The organism is Moraxella sp. RCAD0137, from assembly GCF_002894025.1.
In the GTDB taxonomy this organism is placed as follows: Bacteria; Pseudomonadota; Gammaproteobacteria; order Pseudomonadales; family Moraxellaceae; genus Moraxella; species Moraxella porci.
Window position 1 is genome coordinate 16,664 of the sequence record NZ_LTCC01000016.1, and the last position, 24,813, is coordinate 41,476.

Consider the following 24,813-nt stretch of genomic DNA (forward strand, 5'->3'; position numbering starts at 1 on the left):
GGCGTCTTTACGGACTGCCCCTATTTTTTTGAAATTTCGGTATTAGACCAAGGATCCTATGTCAAACACTGCCATCACTTGCTTTATGCAGCTTTGCCAACATCTGCATCTACAGATCGACACGCCGCCAATGCTCGACGGCTCGGACGATGACACCACACGCATCCAAAGCTATCTAAACACCTTAAATCAAGCCATCGACAGTCAAGTGGTCGCTTATGGCATCGATGCGGTGCATCACATTGAAGAGCTGATTCATCTTCGCACACTGGCCATCGATGTGATCTTACAAAAGCTGTTTGAGCTGTCTTGTTTTTCACAAGATGTGGCATTGTTTGCGGTCGGTGGTTATGGTCGTGGCGAACTGCTGCCTGCATCCGACATTGATATCTTATTGATCGGTGATAACCCTGATGCCATCAAATCAAAGATAGAAGCTTTTGTGGCACGGCTTTGGGACATCGGCATCACCCCTGCTTTTTCGGTACGCAGCCTAGATGAGGCTAAGCTGGCTGCAGCCGATCAGACCATCGCCAGCGCCATGCTCGAAGCGCGATTATTGGCAGGTAATGCTTTATTGGCAGAATTTCCTTATCAGACAGTCAAGCAAATCTGGGATGCCAAGTCATTTTATGCAGCAAAAATGACAGAATCCAAAGAGCGCTACCTTGCGCACAATGCCACCGAATACAACCTTGAGCCGAACATCAAAAATGCCCCCGGTGGACTTCGAGATCTGCAAATGATCGGCTGGCTGGGTCGTTTTTATTTTGGGCAGTCAGATCTGAGCGCACTGGCCAAGACTGATTTTATCAATCAAGAAGAATATCACGCACTTACCCAAGCACGGCGTTTTTTGTGGTGCATTCGCCATCATTTGCACACTTTGACAGGGCGCGGCGAAGAGCGACTGTTATTCGATCACCAAAAAAACATCGCTCAGCGCTTTGGCTATTATCTGCACACCGATCACACCACGCACCGAGACATCACTGCAGCACTTGAGGCGATGATGCGCCTATATTATCGCCATGCGATGAAAGTGGCGGCATTTTCTGAGGTGTTGTGCGAGTATTTTTATGAAAATTATCTGGCGACCACAGCGCGGATGGTGGACATCGACGATGATTTTTGTCTGGTGCAATCCGATGCCGACATCACAGGCGAAGGTGAGCGGCCTGTTAAGATCGCCATTCGTCGTGCTGATGCCTTTGAGCAGCATCCGATCAATTTATTGAAGATTTTTTTGGTGATGGGTCGTCAAGGCATTCGCCAAATTGCCGCCAGTACCTTGCGAGCCATCTATCTGGCCAGTAGCCTGATTGATGAGGAATATCGTGCCAATGAGGCGCATCAACGGCTGTTTTTGATGAATCTGCAAGAAGGCAATTATCTATTTCACCGCCTTAGACTGATGAAGCGATTTGGGGTACTAGGCAATTATCTGCCTGCCTTTGGCAAAATCATGGGGCTGATGCAGTATGATCTGTTTCATCGCTACACGGTGGATGCGCATACGCTGCTGCTGGTGCGGATTTTGCACCGCTTTGGTGATGAAGCGCGCGCCGAGGATTTTGGCTTGGTCAGTGAAGTTTATCAAAAAATCACCCGTAAGGACATTTTGGTCATCGCCGCCATTTTTCATGACATCGCCAAAGGTCGTGGCGGTGATCATAGCAAGCTGGGCGCGGTGGATGCTTATGAGTTTTGTTTGGCGCACGGCATGAATCAATCGGATGCTGAACTGGTGCGCTGGCTGGTACTTGAGCATCTAGCCATGTCTTTGATCGCCCAAAAGCAAGACATCTCAGATCCTGAAGTCATCGCCAATTTTGCTGAATTTACCGGCAGTATCACGCGGCTCAACCACCTATATGTGCTGACCGTCGCCGATATGAATGCCACCAACAGCCAGCTGTGGAATACTTGGCGAGCCGCTCTACTCAAGCAGCTGTACATCTCTGTGCATCGGGTGCATAGCCTAGGCAGTCATGTCACCGACAAAGATCTGGTGATCGAAAACCGCAAAAACAAAGCCCAAGATCTGTTGCCGATGGTCGATGATGCACGCTTACAGACGCTGTGGTCAAGCTTTGGCGAGGAATATTTTTTAAAACAAAAACATCAAGACATCGCTTGGCAATCTGCAGAAATCCTAGCAGCAGAACATAAGCTTAAGCAAGGCGAGCCGATCATCGCTTTGCGCGAGCATAAAGAACTGTCGCTGCGCGGTATGCAGCTGTTGATCTGCACCCCAGATCAAGACAATCTATTCGCCACCACGGTCTGCATTCTCGATCAGCTGGGGCTTAGTGTGTTGGATGCGACGATTTTATCAGCAAATATCGATGGCGTGAGTACGGCGGTGGATTCTTATGTGCTGATCGATCAGATGATCACAGACGAGCAAGCATCATTGATGAACAGTCCTGAGCGCATCGATGTGATGATACACGGGCTGAGCGAAGGGCTTAAACACGGGGGTATTTGTCCGCCAGTGAAGACTTTTAATCCAGAGGGCAAGCTAAAGCACTTCACCGTGCCGACACAGATTTATTTTACGCCAGCCACGCCATTGGCACATCAAGGTCATCAACAGATGCACCTGATCACCAAAGATCGCCCTTCGCTACTGGCCAAAGTTGGCGCTGTATTTAGTCGTTTGAACATCGAAGTGCACGGCGCGCGCATCACCACTTTGGGCGAGCGTGCCGAAGATGTGTTTTATTTGAGCGCTGGTGATGGCAAGCCTTTGAGTGATGTGATGCTTCAGGCATTAAAACAAGCCATCATCGAAGCGCTTAGCTGAAGATCGACCAGAGACGACTTAGATGCGCGTTTGGTGATGGCAATTTATAGCAATTTATGCCAAAATAGCGCTTTTGATCGCCATGCTCAGTCATCGCGATCCTTGTTAATTGATCGAGAGTTATCATGACCATTCAAACCCATACCTCATCTTATTCACAGCGCACAGGATGGCTGCTATTGGCACTGATGATGCCGATGATGTCCCACGCTGTCATCAGTACGCACACTTTTGATGAAGAAGATCTGCCTGCCTGTACAGCCCTCGCCCTGCCTGATGATGTCGAATTTGCCACCATCGGGTCAGACTGTGGCTATGCTGAGGGCTTGGCACCTGTGATCAAAGACGACCGATACGGCTATGTCAATGAATCAGGCAAGATCATCATCCCGATCATCTACCAAGAAGCGTATCCGTTCAGTGATGGCTTGGCATTGTATCGCCAAAATGACAAATACGGCTATCTTAATACCTCAGGCAAAGTCGCTATCAAGCCGCAATACACCGATGCGTGGGGCTTTTGGGAGGGGCGTGCCAAAATCGAACAACATGGCAAATACGGCTTTATCGACACCAAAGGCAAAGTGATCATCAAGCCGCAATATGAGGTCGTCGGTGACTGGTTCGAAGAAGGCTTGGTGCTGTTTAAACAAGGCGATCGCTATGGCTATCTAGACAAATCGGGCAAAGTCGCCATCGCACCCAGTTTTGATTCAGCCAAAGATTTTTCTGAAGGACTGGCCGCTGTCACTTTAAAAACTGGCGAAACCGATGCTGATGGTGTAGCACTGCACAAATACGGCTTCATCGATAAGACAGGCCAAGTCGTCATTGACATCAAGTATGATCTAGTCTATGACTTCTTGGCAGGTGCAGCTTATGTTGTCGATGGCGATCAAGCCTATTATATCGACAAACAAGGCAAACCTACCGCCATGCCAAATTATTCAGAGCGCTGATCTGACGCTGAAACTTGACAAATGCACTGGGTTTTGTCATAATCGATTCATCAAGGGGATGTTCTGGCTTCGACGCTGGTAGCGAAACCTAATGATGCATGTCAAGAGCGTGTGACTCTTGTAAATAAACATACATTTAAAATAGTCGCAAACGACGAAACTTACGCACTAGCAGCCTAAGGGCTGCTTGGGACGGCACAGATTGCCTTTGGTCTGGTTGCTCTCCCCGATGCGAACGCACAGAGGCTAGCTTGAAGTAGCGTTGCGATGCTTCAAGCGAAACTTTTAGCAAATCGCCCAATCCATCCTGACTGTCGGATCGGTGCGGGCTAAAGCCAAAGACAGAATCTAAGCATGTAGAGTCATAGATGTAGTGCTGGCGGACGCGGGTTCAACTCCCGCCATCTCCACCATATACATAAAAACCCAGTTGATTATATCAACTAAAATCTTCCAAAAACCCCTGAAACCACTAGGTTTCAGGGGTTTTTGTTTGGTGTGTATTAATACGCTTAAATACACACATTCAAAGATTTTTTGTACCTTTCCTTGTATCTTTATAGTTGCTTTTTTTAAAGGTACAAATTGTTTTTTAAGGGTAGTTTTGTTATAATCCCAACATCTAATTTGTTTTTTTATAAGGTACAAGTTTATTTTTACAAAGGAACAAATTTGTTTTTGTAAAGGCAATGTTAAACCAAGCCATCCTTTATATTAACAGCATGGAGACTTATCAAAAAAATGTATAAGCATGAAATAAAAAAATACCCTATGTCTGATACAACCATCAAATCACTGAAGCATGATCCAAGCTTTAAATCAGCTCAAGACATTGCGGACGGCAAAATTGATGGGGGTACTTTATATTTAAGACTTACACCGGAGGGTGGTAAGCAATGGAGAATTCGCTACAAAAATCCTGATAATTTAAAATGGCAGATCGCCGGGCTAGGCAGCTATCCTGAAATTACAGGAAGTGCTGCTCGTGAAGCTGCTCGCAATTTTATGCAAAAAATACACAAAGGTGAAGTTAATGCAAAACGCTCAAAACACTCTCTAACATTCGAAGCGGTTGCAAAAAAATGGATTGAGGATCAAAAAGTAGCATCAAATTGGTCTAACGATAATACAAAAAAGACCGCCGAGCGCCTGGCAAATCACATTTATCCAAAAATGCGTAACCGTCCAATTAATCGCATCAAACCGCAGGAATGGTTAGATCTATTCCTTGAAATCTATCAAAAGAAAAATGCCAAAGGCGATTTCATGATAGAAACAGCTAATCGTGTGCGTACTCACTGCCGAAATATTTACGATTATGCGATTGTACATGATATTGCAACAAGAAATCCTATCAATAAAATTGAAAATCACCTTAAGAAAAATCATCCCAGCTCTAATTTAGCCCATGTCAGCGAATACGAGCTACCTGATTTACTAAAAGCGATTGCGAATATAGATAATGACATTGTAAGACTTTATCTGCAAATACTGTCTCGCACCTTTTTGCGCCCCAATGAACTCACTCAGGCCAAATGGTGTGAATTTGACTTTGAAAATAAAATCTGGGAAATTCCAGCCAATCGCATGAAAAAACGTCGTACCCACATAGTCCCACTATCCAGCTCTGTAATCAATCTACTAACAGAGCTGAAAACCTGGACTGGTGTTAGCCCCTACCTTTTTCCTTCTCGCGCCACACTTAATCAACCGTGTACCACTCAGCGCTTCAGAAATTATCTAAAAAAACTAGGCTATCATGGTGAGCAAACCTTGCACGGATTCCGCCATATCGCAAGCACTAAGCTTAATGATTTTACTGATGAAAACGGTTATAAATTTGATGAACGAGTTATTGAATTTTCTTTAGCTCATCAAGTTAACGGGGTTCGCGGTGTGTATAACAAAGCTCAATATCTAGAAGACAGGAGAAAATTGATGGATTTTTACAGCAATTGGATTGATAAACTCGAAAAGAGCTGATTCACTCGAATTCATCATTATAGCCTCGGCTTTATAACCTTCCCAACAACTGGGATTCCTGGGGAAGTGGGAAAAATACATTAAAGACCTTGATATTCAAGGTCTTTAATGTATTGGCGAAGTGGGATTGCTTTCTTTATTTTCCCATTCTATTAACACAGATCTCACTCACCTAACACCATGCAGGATATTAGTTAAAAATATTATCAATCTGTTCAAACGTTTCATTTTTAATGCGCGCAATTCGAGCAATATTCATAAACTTAAATTGCGGATGCAATCCCATACGAACCTCTTCAAATGTCAATCGATTTATCAAAATGCTTGCAAAATCTCTCTCAAAAGTATCAGCTTGGCGCTTTGACAGCTTTACCGCACCTACATAATTGGGCAGATTCTGCAAGTTAACCTTTTCAGCAGACGGCAATCCAAAAAATTCATTTTCCCAAGCAACCATCTTTACCTGAGGAAAGGAGGTGGCCAGAAATACAAAACAATGCAGCGTATCACGTGATGACTGTCCAAAATTAATTGGGCAGTGAATATAAACCTCTTTATTTGCCTCAATCAGATGGTTTATCACATTATTTGTATTGAAGTAACTTACAATAGCAAGATAATCGCCTGAGCCGGTATCAACAACCATAGGCTTATCTGAATCCAAAAAATCATTGATAAAAATATCAAACTTCGCGGGATCAATCAGTTTCTCCATACCCACTCCTGTCAAAATATCTATCTCTTTGACCTTCAGACCTTTAAACGAGCTTAAAGTTTTATTATTAGGATCTGTATCAACCAGTTGTACGCTATCATCCCCCAGTCGATCAACGAAATATTGCGACAACAAAAAAGAGCATACAGATTTTCCAGCTCCACCTTTTGATTGCATTACTAAGTGTAAAGAATTTTTTGGGATGCCCATAAGACTTCTCCTATTACCTAAAAATTGTCGTGAGTGAGTTAAGATTTACACATCAATTATACTATATATAGAAGTTTAACAAAAATCAATCACTATATATAGCATTTTAACAATTTTGGCGTCTTTTAGAGAAATCTATTCAAAGTCACTTAGATCGTTAATTTCCTCTAACAAAGTTCCTGAATTTAATTTTTCAATCATTTCATCATGCGACAAACTTAAGAACTTCTGAGCCGACTTCTCCCAATCTTCAAGAACTCGCCCACCTGAAGTGCGTGACGGCATTTTTTTTGACAAGTATTGTTCACTTGCCACCCTATCTGCTTCTTTGACAGCCTGTGTGACAATACCGCCATCTGCCATCCTGCTGTTTGATTCGCTTTGTACTGTTGATACAAGCTTAACATTTGGTACAAACGATGGTAGTGTATCTTTGTGTTTATTGTAAGCCTTTCTGACTGCATGCATAGATACATCAATACCAAACTCATCACGAATCGTTTCAGCAATATCTGCAAAAGTATGGTTTGAATTTTCATCAGTTCGCAAGCTAATAATTCGGCGTATTGCAGCAGTGGTGAGTAATTTTCTTCCCATTTTTGTAGCTCCAATTCAAAAATTGACCAAAATTAACTAAAATTGACTATAGTTTACCATTATTAACCAAAAACTTACATTCTACAATCCAAAAATTGATAATATTTGACCAAAATTAACTATTTTTGACTAAAGTTGACCATACGTATCTACATGTCACTTATTTACACCAAAGCACCAGAATAAAAATCAGACAGAGGCAAATCAGTCCGATAAACCAAGTTTTTGCTTTGATTATTTTAGATTGCAGGATAGGCTACCGCCGACAAAAATATATATTTTTGTGCTATAATCATGGCACTGGCATGATTATAGTGTCGCACCCAGCGACCAGCTACCGCTGACTTTTTGACCTTTTGGGGGATTGATGGCTACTTTTTTGCTCAAGGGATTAACCCAAGAACATCGTGATTTTTTGCGAAATTTCGCCCAAAATGTGCTTGGCTCAAAGAGCAGAACCAAGGCGATTTTGCATCTGATTAACGAAAAGATGAACGGTGCTACCGTCATTGATATGGTTAAGCAAGAGCGATTGGACGAGCCAGCAACCAGCTCAAAAGACACCAAACGCATACAGTTTAGCGTGCTACAAGCTGATTATGATAATTTAGCTAAAATTGCACAATCGACTGATAGTTCAATTCAGCACTACTTGCGTTGCCTTGTGAGAAGTAATCTATACGGCAAGTATGAGTTGCTAGGATTTGAGATGGAAAACCTAAGACGGAGCAATTACGAGTTGTACCGCCTAGGCGTGAACATCAACCAAATTGCTAAGGCATTGAACACTGGTCATGATGTTGAAGTCAGCAAGGCAATGCTGGATGATATGCACAAGCAAATCGAAGAACACACCAGCCGTGTGGAGAAAATTTTGAAGGATAATTTGGAGCGGTATTGACCGCTCGCATATAACATATAAGCTGCCATTCGCAGTGTACCATCTGTTAAATTTACGGTATAAACCCTATCTTTACAACATCCAAATCTATTCGATCCGATTCTGTGTTGCTCCGATAATTGTGATTTATATCATATATCAAATTGCTCCCCTGATTTTAATATCTTATAAATCACGGATTTTACAATCTCTAATGATTTTGAATCAGGTTGTAGCAATAATGCTGAAAGTGCAGAATGTGATTCCATTGCCTGGATAACAGCATTGACTACCGCTGATGGTAAATTGCCCTGCATAGCAATAGATTCTTCATTCAGCTGAATCTGCATCATGACATTTTCATCTTTTTTGATGATATTGACCAAATGATTGATATAGATTCTTTGCTCATCAGGGGTTGATGTATCGCCAAACGCATCAGAGATCATTTTGATGATCACTTTGAGCTGCTCTAGTTGTCTTGGCGACAACTCTCCATTTTTGGTTCCCAAAATCGGTTGAAGCACCAAATCATCATCTTTATTTTCGTCGCCGTCATCTGCAGTTGCCTGTTTGACAATGTCATAACCACGCAAAATAAGTCCAGAGATGTCAATTTCTGCAACAGAGACACCGTCTAAGCGTTTTGCTAGCAACTTACAAAAGTCAGCAAAATTTTCCAAATCTGGATCGCCTAGATTGATCAGCTGTGAGATATATGCGTAATAACGCTCAAATTTACCCAAATCACTTTTGAATCGCTGTAGATTCTGTAGTTTTTGATCATATTCTTTGCGTCTAAACTCTGCTTTTTGTACACCATCTTCATCCCCTTTTGCCTCAGCAGATTTAGCAGAGTTAATGGCATCAGTTACACCCTGCTGAGCATCTTTAAGCTGGCTATTGTAGTTTCTGACAATAGGGTCCAGGGCATCATACAAATCCGCATGAGTGGTGTTTTTGGCATCATTACCCAAAAAGGATTTGGCCGTTTTAAAACGAGCGTTTTTGAACTTTTCAATATCATTTGGATGATATAGATGAGCGTCATCTAGGTTTTGTTTGGCGGTGAAGACAATATTCAGGTCTTGAACCTCTGTGATTTCAGCTCCGCTGTCATATTTTTTGAAGCATGATAAAATCCATTCTGGATCATTCACAAAATCAATCACAAAGGTGGTATCTTTTCCGCTTGTGGTGCGATTGAGCCGAGATAGTGTTTGCACCACTTCAACTTCATTGGCGATTTTCTTATCCAAATACATGGCACATAGCTTAGGCTGATCAAAGCCTGTTTGAAATTTATTGGCGACCACCATTAGCCGATATTCGGGGCGGTCAAACGCTTGCTTTAGATCGGCGGTAGGCAAGCCGATATTGGCGCTAGCTTCGGTAAACTCACTACCCTCTGCAATATCAAACACTCCCAAAAACTCGCCGTCCAATGTCTCATCACTATCATGGCGAATATCACTGCCCTTAAGCGAGCCCGAAAAGGCAACGATTGCCCGATAGTCTTGATATTCGCTATGCTCTTGCAAGTATCTATCTAGCGCCAGTTTATATCGCATTGCCGCAGGGCGTGAACTGGTTACAATCATAGCCTTGGCACGCCCGCCAAGCAGATTGGCAACATTCTTGTGAAAATGCTCAAGAATAAAAATAACCTTTTGGGTAACATTGGTCGCGTGAAGGTTCTTCCAGCGGGCAATCGTGCGTTTGGCGGCCTTTGTATCCACCTTTTCATCACCGATAGCTTCTTCGCTTAGGTTGTAGGCGGTTTTGTAGGGCGTATAGCCTTTGAGCACATCCAAAATAAAGCCTTCTTCTATGGCTTGTCGCATGGTGTATTTATGAAACGATTCGGGTAAATTCTCATCACTTGCCGGCTGTCCATTAGCAGTACGCCCAAACAACATCAAAGTTGAGTGTTTTGGCGTCGCAGTAAAGGCAAAATGGCTGATATTCGGCGATTTGGTACGAGCATTTTGTAGCAGGCTCAATAAATCCTCTGCGGTCATGTCCTCCATATCGGCAGCACTATCAAGCATTAAAGTCGCTTGTAGCTTGGCAGCTTTTGAGCCTGTTTGTGAGTTGTGAGCCTCATCAATGATGATGGCAAATCTATTATTGCTTAGACTATTTTCTGTCAAAATGGCTTCTAAGACATATGGAAAGGTATCAATCGTCACGATAATAACAGGCTTACCCGATAACAAGGCTTCTGCCAATTGCTTGGATTTGGATTGACCGCTGTTTTCTTTTTGATTGCGATTGATGGGTGCGATCAGGCCTTTTTGGTGGTCAATCTGCTGAATAGCCTCTTGGAGCTGGTCATCCAGTACCGTGCGGTCAGTAACCACGATCGCCGAATGATAATAAGGTGAGCCATCGTCAAAGCGTAGTTTGGTAAGAGCATGACATAGCCAAGCAATCGTTGCCGTTTTGCCCGAGCCTGCGCTGTGTTCACACAGATAATTTTTGCCCACGCCATGTGCCTTGATATCAGCGATCATGTTATTCACCGCATCAAACTGATGATAGCGTGGGAAAATTAGTCGCTCTTGTCGATGCCAGTTGCCTTGCAGATCAACCACTTCTTTTTTCTCAATATAGACAAATTCATGGAAAATGCGTAGCCAATTATCTCTTTGGCAGACATAATCCCAAAAATAAGCTACTGGATAATCTTCGCCTTTGGCTCTATCGGCAGGGGCATTGCCTGCATGACCATGATTACCTTTGTTAAATGGTAAAAAAGACGTTGCCCTACCTTTTAATTCGGTCGTCATATAAATCAGACTTTCGCTCATGGCAAAATGCACAATCGCCCCATGTCGTGGCATCAGTAGCCAATGGGTCTTATTCTTCTCTTTGGGTTGGCGGTCGGTGCGATATTGTTCTTTGGCGTTTTCAACCGCTTGGTTAAATTCGGTTTTTAATTCTACCGTTGCCATTGGTATGCCATTGATAAAAAACACCAAATCAATCGCCCGATTATCCCCTGCATAGCGCAGCTGTGGCACAACGCGCAAAATATTGGCGTGATATCGCTCAATCACAGCTTGATTGCGAGCATCTTCGGGCGCAGACTCAGTCATGCTGATCGGTCTGCACCCTGCAATAGAAAAGCCTCTTTTGAACACATCAATGGCATCTCGGCTTCTAAGCTCGCTAGCCAAGCGCTCCAACACCTTGTCTAGTGTTTTTGATTGATTTAATTTAACCAGCTTTTCCCATTCTGTGGGCTGGGTGGTTTTGATCCATTGCTCCACATCTTCAGGATATAGGGCGGTATCAACATCATAGCCACTGGTATGACCCACGCACCAGCCGTTTTGCTCAAGTTTCTGTACGATATAGTATTCAAATTCGCTTTCGCAGTGCGAGCGGTCAAAAATCAGGCTCATACTAGTCCTCTTACATCAATCTTGCCTGTCACAGCATATGAAATAACGCTGCTGCGGTATTCTTTAAGCTGAGTGATAAGTTTCTGTTGTTTTTGGATTAACTCATCAATTTTGGCAGTTTCTTTATCCAAAAATTGGGCGATTTGGTTTTGTTCGTTAACTGGTGGGAATGTTATTCTTGCCGACTTAATATAAAATGACGTTAAAGAAACTTGGTTTACAGCTGGTTTGCAAACACGCTTTAGTTGGTATAAGAAATTTTCAGTTTTAATAAAGTACCCCATAAATATAGGATTTATTGATATTGGCGTAAATCTAATTAAATTCATACCATGATACAAAACTTCTCGCCCATCATACATGGCAGAATTACCAACTTTATCAAAACTATTAATATGGCTAATTAAAAAGTCATTTTTATTTAATTTAAATTTTTCAAGATTGTAATTGTTTGGCAAATAACCAACTTTTTCATAGTCAATTACTCCTTGTGATATACTTTCAATTCTACTTACCTTATACACTGAAAAATTTTCAGACATCTGCTCTGCTGTTGTTCCATTTGTAAAGCCAATTGCAACTTGTTTTAATTGCAATACTTGCCAATGCTCAGGCACTTCCCCTAACCATTCCACGCCACTGTCTTTCATGGGGGTATTGGGGTTTAGTCCTTTGGTTACCGCATGGGAAATCACCGATTTTCGTTGCTCTTCCAACAGCACAATCAATTGCTCTTGCTTGGCAATCAACTCATCAATCTTGGCAGTTTCTTTATCCAAAAATTGGGCGATTTGGTTTTGTTCGTTAATACTAGGTAAAACGACTGGCATTCTATTTAATTCATCCATTTTTAAAGATTGGCGCATTCCATCGCCCATTGAATAAAAAACTTTCTTTAAATCATAGGCCCGGAATAAATAATTATAAAAATCAGAATTTTGCTGGGTTTTGACGCTGATATAAGCCGATGTAATAATGCCATGAAATTTTGAAATAGCATTTCTCAAACTTCGTTTATCGTTTTGCAAGTCGGTAAACCTAAAAATAATGTCATTTGGTTCAATAATTTGATAAGTCTCAAAACTTTCTGGCAGTAATCCTTTGTTATCATCAATGTTTTTTTCTTTGATATTGCCATAGCTCAGTGACAAAACATTGGTTTCTTTCATGCCTAGATTTTTTCGTTTATTTTCATCAAAGATTTTGCCAAATCTAACAACATCCCAATGCTTAGGCACTTCGCCCAACCATTCCACGCCACTATGTTTATACTCTGAATATGCCGAAAATTCCATCAGATATCCCCCAATAGACGAGCCACTTCTGCCGATAATAGCTTGATCTCTGCCATTACTTCATTGGGATGGCGTGGCTTTTCAAACTGGTAAAAATAACGGTTAAAATTAATCTCATAACCGACCTTACCCACTTTGCCGTCTTTGTCATCAACAAAGCTGGTATCCACTACCGCATCAGGAGCATGGGGTAGCACTTCCGCTTGCATATAGCGCTCGATATCATCGCTTAGGGCGATATTTTCGGTATCAGCTAAGTTTTTATCCATTTGCACTTCGTTATTGATCACCACAGGCTCGGCAGCTGGATTGACTACGCCATAATGGGCTTGTAGGGCATTGATCAGGCCTTTGGCAGGTTTTTTGATGACTTGTTTTAATTCATCAAAAAACAGCGCATACGCCATGGTGGTATCATTTAGCTTATGCAGCATTCCTTGCAGGGCAGTTTTGTCAGCGTCTTTTAGCTTGCCAAAATCCTTACTTTCAACAAAATTCGCCGTATTTTCAGCATTGATTACCATATCCATGCGTAGCGGACGATTGACTTTGATTTGACGATAGCCAAATTCGGTATAATCAAAAATCTTGCTAATCTCGCTTGGCTCAAAATCAGCATAAATGCGGGTAATCTCATCAATGGCGTTTTGGTCAATATGAACTCGCTTGTTGCCTTCATTTTTTCGCATTGGGCTGCCCATTTTGGTGGCATCAATGAGCTGCACTTTGCCTTGGCGCTCGGCAGGCTTGCGGTTTGACAACAGCCAAATATAAGTACCAATCCCAGTACGAAAGAAAATATCGGTCGGCAAGGCGATAATCGCTTCAACCAAATCATTCTCAAGCAGATGACGGCGGATTTCAGAAGGCCCTGATCCTGCACCGCCATTAAATAATGGCGAACCCGACAGCACAATCGCCCCACGCCCACCGCCATTGCTCGGCAATTCAAGCTTTGATGCAAGGTTTTGCAAAAATAGCATAGAGCCATCGCTGACCGCAGGCAATCCTGCGCCAAAACGCCCGTCCAGCCCCTTTTCTTTGTGTTCGCGCTCAACCGCCTTGGCATCACTTTCCCATTTCATCCCAAACGGTGGATTGGAGCATTGATAATGGAAACGCTGCCCTGCAAAATGATCATCCGATAAAGTGCTGCCAAGCTTGATATTGGCGGACAAATCTCGGTTGGGGTCGGTAGATAGTTTTTTTAGCAGCATTGAGCCCAGTGCGACTGCATGGGTCTCTGGCTGAATCTCCTGACCAAACGGAATCAAGGTCGGGGCGGCGCCATATCTATCTTTGTAGCTGTCGGCATAGTTCATAATGTCGGTCAAAAATCCGCCCGTGCCACATGTCTGATCATACATGGTACGAATCAATCCGCCTTGCTGCTGTTCAAACAATGCGTTATCAGGCGCCAACAGCAATGTCGCCGCCAAATGAACCACGTCACGAGGTGTCATAAAGTCTTCTGACCCTGTACCCACCTCGGCACCAAATTTAGCAATCAGATGCTCATATACATTACTCATCGTACGATCTGGCACCACATCAGGATGCAAATCAATATTGGCAAAACTATCACATACTTCAAGCAAACGCCCAGCCCGATCCAGCTTGACAATAATATTTTCAAACTCAAACTGCTCAAAGATGACTCGCACATTATCCGAAAAATTATGAATATAATCTTCCAAATTGGCACGAGTTTTTGTGCCACCCAGTGTTGCCAATGAATACTCAGATTTGTTATAAAACGGATTTTGGCTGGCTGATATCAGCAAAGTTTTTTCATCCAAATTTTTGCCGGCAATATTTTTTGCCATGGCAAGCACCGCAGGTTTTGTTGCTTCTAGCTGACATTCGAGCCTACGCAGCACAGTAAATGGCAAAATAATTTTGCCAAAATCGGTATGGGCAAAAGGCCCCCATAGTTTATTGGCAATGCCCCAAATAAAATTGGCAAGGGTGGTATCGGTTTGGTTAGGAGTGACTGGTTTGTTCATAATCTTCCAATTGCTTGTAGTAAAAAATTTGATAAATAAGTTGTGAATAATATCTAAAATATTATTCTTCTTCGGCAATAAACTTGCCGTTTAAAAATCATGAGTATCAGCATAGCATAACCTGCTATCGATGTCATTTTTTTACACGCTGTAGATAATCAAAATACTGTCGCTCGGATGTCCTAGTATCACTGCGTTCAGAAAATTCTGTATAAGTAACACTGCCATCCAACTTTGTGGTTTTGACCATTCTTTTGTTTTTTTCTGTTTCCAACTTCTCTGCTAGAGACTTATTCTCTTTCTGAGTTTTTTCCAGTTTTTGAGTTAGATCACGCAATTTTTTGCTTTGTTCATATCTTAGTTTTTGCAGAGCCGCCTCACTATTTCTAAGTCGATTTAATTGCTGTATTTGGCTTACCATTTGACTGTTTTTTTCTACCAATTTGGCATTTTCCTTTTTTAGCTTCGTGTTTTCTCTTGTTAGCTCGAGATTTTTCTGTTTTTGGTATTGAAAATTATCTTTCTTTAGTTGGATAAAGTCATTCTTCTCACGCTGAATTTTTTTGATTTCTTCCCGAAGCTGCCTATCTCTTTCTTGAAGACGCTCTTCATACCGTCTTTCCATTGCTTCTATCTGCTCTAAATTTAATTTTTGGGGCGTGGTCATGACATTTAGAATATCATTCAATAGTCTTTCAGCCACTTCCAAATCTTTTTTTAACCTCTCTTGCCATTTTTTCATATCTTCCAATGAGACTTTTTCGATATCCCTAGACAGGCTCTCGCTCATTTCGCTTAGAGCATCAGTAAGTCTTTCTGCAATATCCTCATAAAATTTCGCCAGAGCCATGTCTTTACCTCCTGTGGTTGAATGCTTAATTAGTCTAAATTGTTTAATATAAATTATAAGCAATTTTTTGCGTTAAGCAAAGCTTAGGTCATAATGACCATAAGCTTTTATAACGCTGTGATTTTTGCTCAATCATTTGCTGGATTTGTTTGTCTGCTGCTATATCTTGCTGTACGATATCCAACGCCTTGGCTTGTTCATCTTCTGTCGGTACAAATACCTCAAGATTTTTCAAACTACTCAGTGGTAAGTTTGCAACAGATGTCCCTACTGAGAATTTTGATAATAACTTCTGACCCACTTCAGAACGCAAGAAAACAAACAAGGCTTCGGCGGTGATAGGTGAAGACCGCTTCATGCGCAAGACCGTTACAAACTGACTGGCCACCCAACCATTTTCACCAATATCAGGGGCATGATCCGGTACAAAAGATACCCTGCCAATATTTGATCCTTTGGTGATGATCAGGATGTCTTTGGGCTGTAAAAAGCAGTCCTCAAACTCATCCAAGGCACGGCCAGCGACCATGACATCTCGGATAGGTTGCTGTAGATAGTCATTGATCAGATCGTGAGAAGATGCTTCCCATAAGCGTATCGCTGTGTCATCATCGCTATTTTTGACTGTCACTGGCAAAGCACGCTCAAAATTCACAATCTTATTAAGCGGAATCGCTTCTCGGCTTTGCAAAAAGTCGTTAAATTCTTTGTCAGCTTGACTCAATGGATAATGCCCCGCGGTCAAGTCAAATTTATTTTCCATGATTGCAGCATTGCTGATAGTAGCGATACCTTCAAAATTCTCATTGCTGTTAATCTTGGCTACCAACTCATCAACATTAACCAGATGCACCGCTCGACGCTCTTTCTCAGTAAAACCCGCCATCTCTACATCGACAAACCGGACGCTATCATGTCCGCCTTTTAAATCGATAACTAGAATTGCCGTAGGAATACTTGTGCCTGCCATTGAGTCTGATGGTAAAAAAATGATCGTCTTGAGCAATCCATTTTTGATCAGATACTTGCGGAAACTTTGTTCGATGGTCTTAAATAAAAAACCCAATGGAACTGTTGCTACTACCATATCTGTGCAGTGAGCCATGACATGCTGAATGGTTAATGACTCAGAATTGCGAGATTCAAAAATAAATCGTCCCAAATGATCTGTTTTTACAATCTCATTAACACCATTTAACTGCATACCAAAAGGTGGAAGCGTTATCCCTGTATCAAACTTTTGTAACTTACCCGCTTGGACAAATTTAGGATTGTGATATACATCACCAAATTCCACAACAACCCCATCTGTGAATAATTCTTTAAAAGATTGGGCCAAGTAAGATAACTCAAATGACTCGTAAGATACTTCTTTAGCCCTTGGTAGTATATCTCCAAGGATCGATAAAGTTGCAGGTGATGTTGTATAGACTGTAGATTGCTCATTAATCTCAGCCATTGCAAGGATTAACTCGCTATAGCCTTGTTTATAATACAAACAATCAGAACGTCTGACATTATCAACCTGTATTTTAGTTAATAGTGAAAAATCTTGCGGTTGAATTTTGTTAATACCCATTTCATTTGCGATTGCAATAATCTTAACCAGTGTTTCTGGGGCGATTTTTTTGAAAGCGGTATTATCATTCAATATTCCCCAAGTGGCTGCTGATACATCACTGGGTGAACTTGATAATAAAGCCTTCCAGCCTTCAACCGTATGAAGAGCAAAATTAGAATCGGATAAAAGCACCTTGAGAATAAGCACCTTAATAGCAATATCAACAGGGTTTTCGCCTACAAAGCCGCGCAAAGATTTACTGGCTTCATATACATAATTATTAATGATTGTCTTGTTCATAAAAACCTTATATTTTATTTAGTTAATCCACGTTTATTACAATTGTAGCTAGTAATAAACGCCGTATCAGTGCAAACAACGGTTACACCGCCTTTATCAATAATTTTGGCGAGTATCTTCTCGATTTGAATCAACTGATTAGTATTCAAATCACCATCATTTACCAAAGCATCAATAATAGATAGCTTCATAGCATTCTCCTCTTAAATTTTTCGTTGTTTGATAATAAAGCTTACTTCACGTTTTAGTTGAATGGCTAGCTTTTTATTTAGAATTAATTTATCACCAGATGATTCGCCAAATGCCATAACTACATCAATCATGAGCTGGCTAATACCGCGTTGATTTTGGCGTGCTTGGAAATGCAGGGTCTTTTTCATAGCAATAACTCCGTTACTTATGCCATCATTCTTTAACTATATAGATAGTACTGAAGAATGATTTGATGTGCACATGATATTATTATTTTTTAATCTTGTCAATAGTACGTACGAATAATTTATAATTTTTTTGTACCATATCACAAATGGGGAATTTGAACGTGGGTTTTGCCGGAAGTATCGCTTCGAATGAATCTGTTGACGTTCTTGAACTTGGTGCAATGTACAGCTATACCAAGTATAAAAAAACACAAGCTAGATTGGTATTGCCATGAGCATAGACTCAAAACAGATTCTTGGTTGTATGCGGCAGACAAGATACCAAAATCTTTAAAAGACCATGCAGCCAACTAAACATAGATAATATCAATCCGTTTTGTAATGATTATTGGCAATTCTACCAAGAAGTTATTCCAACTCTTTTTCCTACCTTTAACACTGGTGTTTTTTATTGAGTGATCTAATGAGACTGGAATGTACGGTTACGCGAGGAGCGTAATAAATTGTCTGGTCATTTAGAATGGAATATGGAATATTTACACAATTTTTACCCTTCCCTTGAACGATCCAATCTGTTTCCTTGAACGACGATAGAAGAATTTTTCAAACAATAAGGAAAATTGACATAAAAAATCAATCGTAAATATCCAAATTCCCACCGCTCATCACAATTTTTGACTACAAAGCTTTTAATTATTTATAGCAAATCTATAAATCAGCACATTTTTTGTCTTCATTTACAAAAAATTTTGCAAAATTTATTTGGTTGCCTTTGTGTAGATTTTTTTGAAGTGATGACATTGATAATAGTTTTTACCCCTCCTTTAATACTCTTAAATTGGTTTATAAGACAAGTATATCAAATAGTTTGTTCATAAATATATTAAATTATCATATTAATATTTATGAAAAAAAAATACTGTTAACCTGTTGAAAAAATTTATTTATTTTATTTCCGAAACATGGAAAGAAAAAAATTTTTCCATGTTTCGATTGTCGAATTGAGTAAATTTTCGCTTATTATATGCCTCTTATATGCCTCTTAAGCATATAATATGATTAAAAAAAGCACTTGCCCCTATTTAACATGGAAAACAAATGTTCACTTTCCATGTTTGAATTTGCACACTATTTCTATATTGGTCAGCAAAACGATCTTGGCGCCCCACTTCGCATACCCCTCCATTATAAAAAAAATTATCAGGCATAAAAAACATGATCTTTCTAGTAATTGGTATTATTTTTAATAGTTAAAAAATATTTAATAATATACCAAAATATCTTAAATTTCTATTTTTAGGGTATTGACTTGAGAGAAATGCAAAAATATCATGATATAGTAAATTTTATGGATTGTATGCCCATATTTTACCATATATTGATTAAAAGCCCATTTTACCCTTACCCGAAAGGAGGACGAACATGACCATCAATTTGACCAATTTGCATCATGAAAATAAATCAATGCAATTAAGAATTACTCAAAAAATTGCTTGTGAAATTTTATGCGTAAGCTATAAGGGCTTACAACTTTTGCGTGAACAAGATGATAGCTTTCCAAAGCCCTACAAATCTGGCACAAGTCGCCAGGCTGCCGTTTACTATGATTACAACGAAATAGTGCAATGGCATAAAAATCAATTAAAAAAACAAAATGAGGAGTCTAACAATGATGTCGCACAGACCACACAATCCACCAATTGAATCAATTCTGACTTTACATCAGTTCTTACCACGGCTTAGTAATCAATAATGAGAGACTCTCTGCCAACCGTAAGAACTTATAATTACCTCGCCTCCTATTAGATAACATCATATCAAACAGCAATTTTTGCAAGGTATGTTTACGTACCTAGGAGGCTTATTGCTCAAAAATAGGTAAATAACATGAATGACACAGAAATCCACATTTATCCAACCTCCAGACAGGGATTCAATTCCGTAATTCAACCAATTAGACTACCTGGCAAAAATAAAGGCCAGTATGTCATATTTGAGAATTTTCAACATACGAACGGGGAGGCTTATCATGGTTTATATTTCGTTCCCGACGATTTAAATAGCGACATGATACTTTTGTGCAATCCTCTTTATGTTGAAGGCAAAGGTGATCAGCAATCAAAAAATAGCGGCACTCTTGTTCGGTTTCGTAGCACAATCAACGACCTTGAGCAAAAAATTTTTGTCCCATTTCGCGACTTGCAAGGCGATGGTGTTGAATTTCAAAAAGTACTTTCAGATCATGGTTTACTAACTATAGGCGATGGTTTAAAAGTTAGAAGCTATCTGATTCGTTATATTAGAGAAAATCCTACAACCAATAGATTTCAAATTACTGACCGTATAGGCTGGCATGGCAATACTTACGTTATGCCAAACCACACATTAGGTATTAACAACTACCATTTAATGCATTGCAATCAACACAAATATTCAACCAAAGGAACATTGGAAGAATGGCAAAGGCTAATTTCAGCCCAATGCGCCACCCACAATCGTCTGGTATTTGCGCTATCAGTTGCTTTTAGTGGGTCAGTATTGAGCATTTTGGGCCTATCTCAAGGGATGGGATTTCACTATGTCGGCACATCAAGTATAGGCAAAACACTTTCTCTATATTTAGCAAGTAGCATTTGGGGAAATCCACTCCAATATATTCTTAGTTGGCGGAGTACTGCTAACGGTCTGGAGGCTGCCGCAAGGTTGCATAATGATAATTTTATGGCATTGGATGAAATGAGCGAATGCCCACCAGAAACATTACGTGATTCAACATATATGCTTGCAAATAGTTCAACTAAAAACAGAATGACCAAGCAAGGGCAACTGCAAGATATTCCAAAATGGCTAATTGCCTATCTCTCATCTGGCGAAAAAACAGCAGAAGAAATTTCCGCATCCGCTGGCTTTACACTAAACTCCGGCCAAATAATCCGATTAATTGATATCGAAGCAGATGCCGGAGATGGATGTGGCATTTTTAATCGCAACACCGATCCAGCAACACTAGCAAATAACCTAAAAAGCCTAACAAGTCAATACTACGGTACAGCAGGTATAGCATGGCTTGAATATTTGGTCAATGCCAAACGGTCTGATATTGAAAACATTTTTAATCAAATCTATAACAAGCTCACAAATACATATCAAGATCTAGGCTCAATCCAGACTCGTGTCCTACGTTGCTTTGCCGCCGTGGCCGCTTCAGGAGAGTTGGCAAGTATGGCAAAAATTACAACTTGGGAAAGGGGTGTAGCCTACCAAGCAGCCTGCTTATGCTTTGAAAATTGGCTTAAAAAATATGGGCGAAATGGTAGTTTGGAAGAAAGAAATATTCTACTTCAAGTACGTAACTTTATACAAGCAAACATCAATAGCGTCAAGGTTATAAAAAACAGAGCGCAGACTAACGCAAATGGACCCATTGAAATACTTGGATACCTATCAAAGAATCAAAATTTATTCTATTTCACAGATAATAGTTTTGCTAAGGCGATCAGACCTTATACAGAGAATCAGGCTTGCAAAGTTTTAAAAAACAAAGGATTTTTGATATATGATAAAGATCGCAGTAGCAAGAAGACAGTTGAACATGGGTTCTTTGATAAGAAAACTCGCCTTTATACGGTAAGTACAAGCATTTTAGAATTTGAACCTCTTTGACTTTCATCTCACACCAAAACCCTGTATCAAAATATAGGGTTTTTTTAATTGCTCAATGATGCCAAAATCAATTCCCAGAAAAATTCATCAAATTCCCTAGAATTTGGACATTTTTCCCAATTCTAGGGAGTAATTGTCAGCATTTTAAATAGTTAACCTATTGATATAATTTGTTTTTTTATGAAATCATCCCAATATTCCCACTATTCCCAACAAATCTTTATTGACCTTGATACAAATGAATGCTAACATGATTGCGGTTTTAGTCATTGCCTTAAAGAGCAAATTAGATAACATAATACTTATAAAGTATTTGTAGGTTTTTGTTCCTTTTTATGAACCTTTGGTAGAGATTTCGAAAATAATATTTGATTTTTCAATCACTTATGTAATAAATTAAGGTTTCGCCATCTCCACCAATTAAAACCTTAAAAGTCAATCACTTGCATGGTTGGCTTTTTTGTTTGACTTATTTTTTGACAAATAATTAACAGCGCAATCCAGACCATTTGACAGACAAAAAATATCGCCCAAGCTGACTTGAGCGATATTTTAAATTATTGGCTTATCGACGCTGATCAATCAGTGCCAGTGCGTGATCAAGTAGCCCAAAGATAGTGCGATGCTTGTCGCTGTCATCATCCAGCGTCGGATTAAATTCAGTGATTTCAAATAATCTGACATTATCTAGCACCAATAGACGATCAAAAATCCGTCTAACTTCATCAGCCTGATAGCCCTGTGGCTCAGGCGTCCCTGTGGCAGGAATCAGCGTCTCATCGAGTGCATCAACATCAAAGCTGACATAAATCGCATCAAGTAACGATAATCTTGCCACCATCTCATCCAAAATCTCATCAAGTGATTTGCCATCACCACGAGCGATCGGCACGCCTTTGGCAGAATAAGCGAACATCTGATGCTCTGTGATCAAATGTGCTTCAGGCAGCTCATAGCTACGCAGCCCCAAAAAGAACACATCACTTGGCAAAATACCCTGATGGTCGGATAGCGATTTGAGTTTATGCCAATACGCCGCCGCCATCTCATCGAGTGTGTTAATCTGACAATCGGCATTATCAAGCCTTAACGCAGTCGCCAGTGGCATCCCATGCATATTGCCCGATGGTGTGGTCAGTGCCGAATGCAAATCAGCGTGTGCATCAATCCACACCACGCCGATTCGCTGATCGTGATGGTGATTCATAAATGCCGCCAGATTGCCAATGGCATTAGAATGATCACCGCTGATGATGACAGGGAATTGCGCCTGTTCATCGGCGATTTTGAGTCGCTCACCCACCTGTGGCACAAGCGTATCGGCAAAAAATGGCAGCAGATTTTCGATATACTTCGCCGATGGGTGGGCAGGCATCAATTTATCATGCTTGGCATAAATCTTATGCACAGGCGCAGTCGGATGGTTCGCTTCACAATGCTTGGAGAGCATCGCCACGCCATGGGTCGTGCCGTGCTTGCCTGCTCCGATATCAGAATAAATCTCAATAAACTTAATCGCCATGCAAAATTCCAAATAGCCATGGGTGATAAAGATGTTAAAAAATGGCAGTATATCACCGAATAAGGCGGTGATTTGTAATAAATGCCAATGGCTTATTCACCCTTTGTCATAAATTATAAAGCGATCAACTTATCCGTCCAACTTAGCGGCCAGCGCATTTGCTTATCATCACAATAAAGAAATGTCAGCGATCAGGCCGCTCATCTGCTATAATCCACTTGATAGCAAATAAATTATCTTAACAGGATGGATTATGAAAGCAGTATTTTTGGATGCGGCGACTTTTTCACGCCAAGCAAACCTGCCTGCACCAGATGGCGTCAGTGATTATCAAGTCTTTGATCACACCGTCAATGACGCCAATCTCATCATCGAGCGCTGCACTGATGCTGATATCATCATCACCAATAAAGTCATCTTAGATCGACGAATCATCGAAGCCCTGCCTAAGCTTAAGCTGATTCAGCTGACCGCCACAGGGATGAATAATGTCGATCAAGCAGCCTGTCAAGATGCTGGCGTACAGCTGTTTAATGTGGCGGGTTATTCTGTCAATACTGTGCCTGAACACACTTTGATGATGATGCTAAGCGTGATGCGCGCTGCCAAACATTATCATCAGGTCGCCACCGATGGCACTTGGCAGGCCGATGGACGGTTTTGTCTGCTTGATGAGCCGCTGTTTGATTTGGCAGGTCAAACCTTGGGCATCATCGGGGCAGGCGCGATCGGGCGACGCGTCGGTGAGTTGGCAAAAGCCTTTGGCATGAGCGTGCTTTATGCAGAGCGTCGCGGTCAAGCGCCACGCGATGATAGCTATACCGCATTTGAAACAGTGCTGGCTGATAGCCACATCATCAGTCTGCATTGTCCATTGACCGAAGACACCGAACGACTAATCAATGATCAGACCATCGCCCAAATGCACAATAAGCCATTGATCATCAATGTCGCTCGCGGCGGTGTCGTCGATGGCGGCAGCATCGTTCGCGCCTTAGACTCTGGACAGATCTTTGGCTATGCCTCTGATGTCTTTGATGATGAACCTTTTGCCGCAGATGATCCTTTATTGAGCATCATGAATCACCCAAGAGTACTGTACACGCCGCATAATGCTTGGGGTAGCCTAAAAGCGCAGCACAAGCTGTGGCAAATCTTATCTGCTCAAGTTAGCCAATTCATCGGCGAACATCAGACCTAAGATGCATCAACCAAAAAAAGCCTTCTCGATATCTCGAAAAGGCTTTTTTAATATGGTGGCGAGAGGCAGGATCGAACTGCCGACACACGGATTTTCAATCCGTTGCTCTACCAACTGAGCTATCACGCCAAAGTGGGCGTATTAAACCATAAACAACTTCATCAAGTCAAGCATTTTTCGTAAAAATCATTAAAAATTCATAAAATCGAGCAGATTGGCGGCTTGATAGAGCAGATTGTTGCTGTCAATGCCGTGTTAGTAAATTAATCAGTCAACATACCAATCACAAAAAATTTTTCAAAAAAAGGTTTTTTGGTCAGCAGATTGGTGTATGATATGGATTTAATTTTTGGGGCTGTACTAGATTAGCCTAAATCCCACACCATCTTCTCAATACTTTAAGCTGATTAGATGGTGTACCATAGTTAAAACGAAACTCACATTCTTTGATAAAAAGATGAAAGTGTTTCTT

17 protein-coding genes, 1 tRNA gene, 1 other RNA gene and 1 pseudogene are annotated in these 24,813 nt (G+C 40.9%); 8 read left to right on the forward strand and 12 right to left on the reverse strand.

The genetic code is table 11. From position 1 onward, the window contains the following. Positions 1-58: 58 nt before the first annotated feature. From glnD to AZ602_RS08775, 4 genes are all read left to right on the forward strand, one after another. Positions 59-2,809, forward strand: a complete 2,751-nt coding sequence (glnD, locus tag AZ602_RS08760; RefSeq protein WP_103034575.1) for a [protein-PII] uridylyltransferase — start codon at positions 59-61, stop codon at positions 2,807-2,809. Positions 2,810-2,934: 125 nt separating this feature from the next. Beyond that, a complete protein-coding gene (locus AZ602_RS08765; RefSeq protein WP_078318578.1) occupies positions 2,935-3,768 on the forward strand; it encodes a WG repeat-containing protein in 834 nt (277 codons plus the stop codon). 54 nt (positions 3,769-3,822) lie between these two features. After that, positions 3,823-4,181: a transfer-messenger RNA gene (gene ssrA / locus AZ602_RS08770) on the forward strand. Positions 4,182-4,539: 358 nt separating this feature from the next. Further along, positions 4,540-5,751, forward strand: a complete 1,212-nt coding sequence (locus tag AZ602_RS08775; RefSeq protein WP_158245125.1) for a tyrosine-type recombinase/integrase — start codon at positions 4,540-4,542, stop codon at positions 5,749-5,751. Positions 5,752-5,941: 190 nt separating this feature from the next. Here the strand turns inward: AZ602_RS08775 and AZ602_RS08780 are convergent, their stop codons facing one another. Both AZ602_RS08780 and AZ602_RS08785 read right to left on the reverse strand, forming a co-directional pair. After that, complete coding sequence (locus AZ602_RS08780) at positions 5,942-6,676, reverse strand: hypothetical protein (protein WP_103034577.1); 735 nt, start codon at positions 6,674-6,676, stop codon at positions 5,942-5,944. 135 nt (positions 6,677-6,811) lie between these two features. Then, positions 6,812-7,273 (reverse strand): hypothetical protein, encoded by a 462-nt coding sequence (locus tag AZ602_RS08785; RefSeq protein WP_103034578.1) that lies wholly within the window; start codon positions 7,271-7,273, stop codon positions 6,812-6,814. Between the two features lie 367 nt (positions 7,274-7,640). On the opposite strand from AZ602_RS08785, the gene mobC reads away from it, so the two are divergent. Continuing rightward, positions 7,641-8,174: a plasmid mobilization relaxosome protein MobC gene (mobC, locus tag AZ602_RS08790; protein WP_103034579.1), complete on the forward strand. Its 534-nt coding sequence runs from the start codon at positions 7,641-7,643 to the stop codon at positions 8,172-8,174. A 131-nt stretch (positions 8,175-8,305) separates the two neighbouring features. Here the strand turns inward: mobC and AZ602_RS08795 are convergent, their stop codons facing one another. From AZ602_RS08795 to AZ602_RS10065, 7 genes are all read right to left on the reverse strand, one after another. Next, positions 8,306-11,563: a type I restriction endonuclease subunit R gene (locus AZ602_RS08795; protein ID WP_103034580.1), complete on the reverse strand. Its 3,258-nt coding sequence runs from the start codon at positions 11,561-11,563 to the stop codon at positions 8,306-8,308. Then, positions 11,560-12,858 (reverse strand): restriction endonuclease subunit S, encoded by a 1,299-nt coding sequence (locus AZ602_RS08800; protein WP_103034581.1) that lies wholly within the window; start codon positions 12,856-12,858, stop codon positions 11,560-11,562. Before AZ602_RS08800 ends, AZ602_RS08795 begins: the two co-directional genes overlap by 4 nt. Next, entirely contained in the window at positions 12,858-14,864 is a 2,007-nt protein-coding gene (locus AZ602_RS08805; RefSeq protein WP_103034582.1) for a class I SAM-dependent DNA methyltransferase, read from the reverse strand. Before AZ602_RS08805 ends, AZ602_RS08800 begins: the two co-directional genes overlap by 1 nt. 133 nt (positions 14,865-14,997) lie before the next feature. After that, on the reverse strand, positions 14,998-15,714 hold the full coding sequence (locus tag AZ602_RS08810) for a hypothetical protein (RefSeq protein ID WP_103034583.1): 717 nt from the start codon (positions 15,712-15,714) through the stop codon (positions 14,998-15,000). A gap of 88 nt (positions 15,715-15,802) precedes the next feature. Then, positions 15,803-17,575: an N-6 DNA methylase gene (locus tag AZ602_RS08815; protein WP_103034584.1), complete on the reverse strand. Its 1,773-nt coding sequence runs from the start codon at positions 17,573-17,575 to the stop codon at positions 15,803-15,805. Between the two features lie 14 nt (positions 17,576-17,589). Further along, a complete protein-coding gene (locus tag AZ602_RS10060; protein ID WP_158245126.1) occupies positions 17,590-17,766 on the reverse strand; it encodes a hypothetical protein in 177 nt (58 codons plus the stop codon). Positions 17,767-17,778: 12 nt separating this feature from the next. Then, entirely contained in the window at positions 17,779-17,955 is a 177-nt protein-coding gene (locus AZ602_RS10065; protein WP_158245127.1) for a hypothetical protein, read from the reverse strand. Between the two features lie 1,422 nt (positions 17,956-19,377). On the opposite strand from AZ602_RS10065, the gene AZ602_RS08820 reads away from it, so the two are divergent. Together AZ602_RS08820 and AZ602_RS08825 are read left to right on the forward strand one after the other, a co-directional pair. After that, a complete protein-coding gene (locus tag AZ602_RS08820) occupies positions 19,378-19,659 on the forward strand; it encodes a transcriptional regulator (protein ID WP_369803885.1) in 282 nt (93 codons plus the stop codon). A 183-nt stretch (positions 19,660-19,842) separates the two neighbouring features. Beyond that, positions 19,843-21,618: a DUF927 domain-containing protein gene (locus tag AZ602_RS08825; protein ID WP_103034585.1), complete on the forward strand. Its 1,776-nt coding sequence runs from the start codon at positions 19,843-19,845 to the stop codon at positions 21,616-21,618. Between the two features lie 565 nt (positions 21,619-22,183). On the opposite strand, the gene AZ602_RS08830 is transcribed toward AZ602_RS08825, so the two are convergent. Then, positions 22,184-23,140 carry an arginase family protein gene (locus AZ602_RS08830; RefSeq protein ID WP_103034586.1) on the reverse strand — a complete coding sequence of 319 codons (957 nt, stop codon included), beginning with the start codon at positions 23,138-23,140 and terminating at the stop codon, positions 22,184-22,186. 253 nt (positions 23,141-23,393) lie between these two features. Between AZ602_RS08830 and AZ602_RS08835 the strand changes: the two genes are divergently transcribed. Then, complete coding sequence (locus AZ602_RS08835) at positions 23,394-24,341, forward strand: D-2-hydroxyacid dehydrogenase (protein WP_103034587.1); 948 nt, start codon at positions 23,394-23,396, stop codon at positions 24,339-24,341. 53 nt (positions 24,342-24,394) lie between these two features. Here AZ602_RS08835 and AZ602_RS08840 read toward each other — a convergent pair. Further along, positions 24,395-24,470 (reverse strand) — tRNA-Phe (locus AZ602_RS08840). Between the two features lie 241 nt (positions 24,471-24,711). Continuing rightward, positions 24,712-24,813 (reverse strand): annotated as a pseudogene (locus AZ602_RS08845) (IS1595 family transposase); the annotation flags it as partial.